This window comes from Hymenobacter rubripertinctus (assembly GCF_003583925.1).
GTDB classification, from domain to species: domain Bacteria; phylum Bacteroidota; class Bacteroidia; order Cytophagales; family Hymenobacteraceae; genus Hymenobacter; species Hymenobacter rubripertinctus.
On the sequence record NZ_QYCN01000081.1, the window covers coordinates 1 to 3,857 of the forward strand.

2 protein-coding genes are annotated in these 3,857 nt (G+C 64.7%); one reads left to right on the plus strand and one right to left on the minus strand.

The window, feature by feature from the left end:
- Nucleotides 1-33: 33 nt before the first annotated feature.
- On the minus strand, nt 34-3,060 hold the full coding sequence (locus D0T11_RS21480) for a Tn3 family transposase (RefSeq protein ID WP_119657855.1): 3,027 nt from the start codon (nt 3,058-3,060) through the stop codon (nt 34-36).
- 167 nt (nt 3,061-3,227) lie between these two features.
- On the opposite strand from D0T11_RS21480, the gene D0T11_RS21485 reads away from it, so the two are divergent.
- The gene (locus tag D0T11_RS21485) at nt 3,228-3,824 is read left to right on the plus strand and encodes a recombinase family protein (RefSeq protein WP_119657856.1); all 597 of its coding nucleotides are present in this window, start codon (nt 3,228-3,230) and stop codon (nt 3,822-3,824) included.
- Nucleotides 3,825-3,857 lie beyond the last annotated feature (33 nt).

Consider the following 3,857-nt stretch of genomic DNA (forward strand, 5'->3'; position numbering starts at 1 on the left):
GGGGTTCTCGTTACAACGGGGCGAAAAATTACGCTAAGCCGGTGAGGCGGCCGTTGCGAACGAGTGCTCCGGCTGGCGAAGGGGGCGTAAGCCATTGGCTAACAAGGCTTGTTGGTCGGCGAAGGTGTATTTACCCAGCCGGTTGATGTGCTCGAAGCGGGCGGGGGAAAGATGAACCAGATCCYCTTCTTGAACGGGATACCCTTCGGCCCGCAGCTGGGTAATGACTTGCTGCATGTACACCGTGTTCCACACGACGACGGCATTGGTGAGCAGATTCAGGCAGCCCACGACTTCCTGCTGGGCCTCTTCTTGTTTGCGACGCAGCACGCCGTCGCCCCCGAACCAGAGCCAGCTGCGCAGCGCGTGCAGGTGCTCGCCTTTGTTGAGCTGGGTGTTGATTTTACGGCGCAGGGGTTGGTGCAAGAGGTAGCGCAGGATGAAAATGGTTTTCACTAGCCGGCCGTATTCCTGTAAGCCGTAGGTCAACTGATGCTGCCGGGGGTAGGCCTGGAGCTTGCGGATGAAGAGTGAGGCAGTGACGTAGCCCAATTTGAGCGAACCCGCGACGCGCACTAGCTCTTCCCAGTGGCGGGCCAGGTACGTGGGGTTGACCTGACCGGTAAACTTGAGGGCAGGGTAGTCCAGGTCAAGTCCCTTGATTTTGCTCAGCTTCTGGTCGGCGATGTCGCGCAGGCGGGGCGTAAATTCGAGGCCCAACAAGTCGAAGAGGGCAAAGACCAGGTCGGTGTAGCCGGCCGTATCGGTGGTGTGCTCCAGGATTTCGAGCTCCGTTTCGTTGCCCAGGATTTCATCCAGAACGTAGGTGGCGTCGCGCTCCGTCGTGGCGATGACCTGGCTGCCGTACTGCGCGTACTGGTCGGCCGTGTGGGTATAAAACGTGACCCCGCGGCCGTAGCCGAAGTATTTGGGCAGGGCCCGGGCGTTGCGTACGGCCCCGCTGACGGGGAAGCGCTGGCCATCGGAAGAGGACAGGGTGCCGTTGCCCCAATACGCAGCCAGCCACTGCCGGTGCTGGTAATTGACCAGTTGGGTGGTCGCTGGGCGCAGGGTTTCCTCCCGCAGACAGCTGCGCGCCGTCCACCACAGGGCCTGGTAGTCAAGGCCCGTGCTCTGGGCCATATCGGTGAGCGGAATCGTGCAGCCCAGCGCCAGCAGGCTGGCGTAGCGCAAGGTGGCGTGCTGCGCCTGGCGTGGGGCCCGACCCTCCAGCGGCTGCAGCGGGGCCGCAAACTGGGTCCAGCCATCTACCTCCACCAGCAGGTCTGTGAGTTCGACGCGGGGCAGGCGGCGCGTGATTTCCGCCTGCAAGGCCGTCACCGAAGCCGGCAGCTCTTCCGCCTGCAGACGAGGCACGACCAAACGGCCGGCAGCTTCGTCGAGGTAGCTCTCGTGGCCACTGCCGAGCAGCGCCTCTACCTGCGGCAACAGCTGCTGCAACTCCCGGATGCGCTGGCCAATCCGCTCGCTGGGTTGGGCGGGCAGATTGAGTTGCTGGCAAGCTTCGGCCCGCACGGCCGCCCACTCGGCGGCAGGCAGCAGGTAGCTTTCGAGCGGGGCATACTGGCGTGAGTCAGGCACATACACATCGCCCGAGCGCAGTCGCTCGCGCAGGGTCGTGAGCACGCCCAGCTCGTAGGCCTGGCGGTGGCCCGCTGGGGCATCCCCTACTTCGGCGGCCCGCACGAATTTGGCCCAGGTCGGGGTCATAAAGGCCTGCGGTAAGTCGTCCGGCAGCTTGCGCCGCCGCCCCGCCTGCAGGTCCGCCACCAGCGTGAGGGCCTGGGCAAAGTCGTCACCCCGGTAGGCGTGGGCTATGTGCAGCTGCGCCAGCAGCTGACCGGAAAACTGCTTGACGCTACCATAGCGCTCGGCCAGAAACGCGAGGTGGGAGTGGCGACTGGGCTGCACCAGGGCGCGGCTCACTTCTAGGGCCGCGAGCAGGGCCTCCCGGGAGAGGGCTTCGTAAATCGTGGCCCGCAAGGCCGGCCCCGCCACCTCGTCTTCCGCCACGACTAGGCGGGCCGCCTCGCTCAGGGTGAGCAGGGCTTGGTCCTTGGCGGCGGCCATGCGCTGCTGGTAGGCGTCGAGGTCGCGGCGGGCCTTGGCTGTCAGCGCTTCCCAATACTGGTCAAACAGCTCGACCACCGAGTCAGTCAGGGCCAGCAGGCTCTCGCGCAGAAAGGCGACCAAAGCGGGGTAGCGCTTTTCCGGGCTCAGACGCTGCAGGTAGCTGTTGCGGCGCGCCCGTACCAGCCGGGCCAGGCGCTTTTGGCGATTGAGGTGCAGACTGCTCGTATCCCAGCTCGCTACCCCCAACTGTTGGAGAAAGGCCAATTTGGCCAGCGCCTGCGTTAGGGCGCGGGGGCTGGCTGTTGTCGCGGCCTGGCATAGCCAGCGGTGCCGGGTGAGGGCGGCCGGACTCTGATCGGGCACCAGCAGCGCGTCGAGCGTGGTCAGCAGGCCGGGCTGGTCGAGCAGCGGCCGCAGGCGGCGGAACGATTCGCGGTGGGCCTGCTCGGCCAGGCTGCCCACCAGCCGCTCCAGCGTGCCAATGGCCGGGCGCAGCAGCCGGTGCTGGCGCAGCTTCTGACAGGCCAGCTCCAGCAAGAGCCGCTCGTTATCGTGTTCCAAGGCCCGCTCCAGCAGCCACGGCTCCAGCCAGCCTTGTTCCAGTGGGGTCCATTTACTCCAGCCCAGGTGCTTGAGGGCCGCTTGCAGATGGGCGGTGCGCGTGGCCTCCCGGCTCCCATAGTCGGCCAGGTCCCCCCGCACGCCGTCGGCCAGCTGCTCGGCCACAAAGGCCCGCAACCCAACGGGCACCCTTGTTACCCAGGCATCGGGCAAGTAGCCCAAGTAACGTAGCAGGCCCAACTGTAGGGCCACGCCCAGCCGATTATTGGCCCCGCGAAAGGTGGCCACGAAGGCCCGGTCCGTTTCGCTCAGGTGGAAGTGCTGGCGCAGGTCGCGCTCGGCGATAAAAGTCGGCAGTTGCTGGTAGCGCTGGCGCTCGGCCTGGGTCAGAAAATCTAGGGGCATGGGCCGGGAGGAGCGTCTCGCAATACGGCCGTTTTCCGGCGACACGCCGACGCCATCGAAAAGCCCCCTAAGCTAAGCCCAAAAACGTCCTATTTCCTTATCTCACGAAACTATGTTCGCGTATCTTTACCTCCTTGACTTTATGAGATAATTTCCGCCTCCCGCCCATGAAAATTGGTTACGCCCGCGTCAGCACCCGAGAACAGCAGCTGCATCTACAAGTCGATGCCTTGCAAGCCGCCGGCTGCACGGACATCATCCAGGAGAAAGTTTCCTCCGCTAAGGACCGGCCGCAGCTCCAGCAGCTACTGACCCGGCTGCGCGCTGGCGATACGCTGGTGGTCTGGAAACTCGACCGGTTGGGCCGCTCGCTCAAAGACCTGGTGATGCTGGTCACGGGCTTTCAGGAAAAGGGCGTCCACTTCGTGAGCCTGCACGACCACCTGGACACCACCACGGCGCAGGGGCGGCTCATGTTTAATCTGTTTGCCTCGCTGGCCGAGTTTGAGCGCGACACTATCCGCGAGCGTACCAAGGCCGGACTCACGGCGGCGCGGGCCCGGGGCCGGCAGGGGGGGCGACCCAAAGGCCTCTCGAAGGAGGCCCTTTCGAAAGCACAAGCCGCTAAAACCCTCTACTTACAGCAGGACAAGACCGTGGCCCAAATCGGCCAGTTGCTCGGCGTCGGCCGCGCTACCATTTACCGCTATCTCGCCCATTTAGGTGTTCCCACCGGCGGCATGCCGAAGCCAACTGAGGCTTAGCGTAATTTTTCGCCCCGTTGTAACGAGAACCCC

Bases quoted from the DNA above. Each gene is read 5' to 3' on its own strand.
- D0T11_RS21485 (WP_119657856.1), top strand. From the start codon at position 3,228: ATGAAAATTGGTTACGCCCGCGTCAGCACCCGAGAACAGCAGCTGCAT.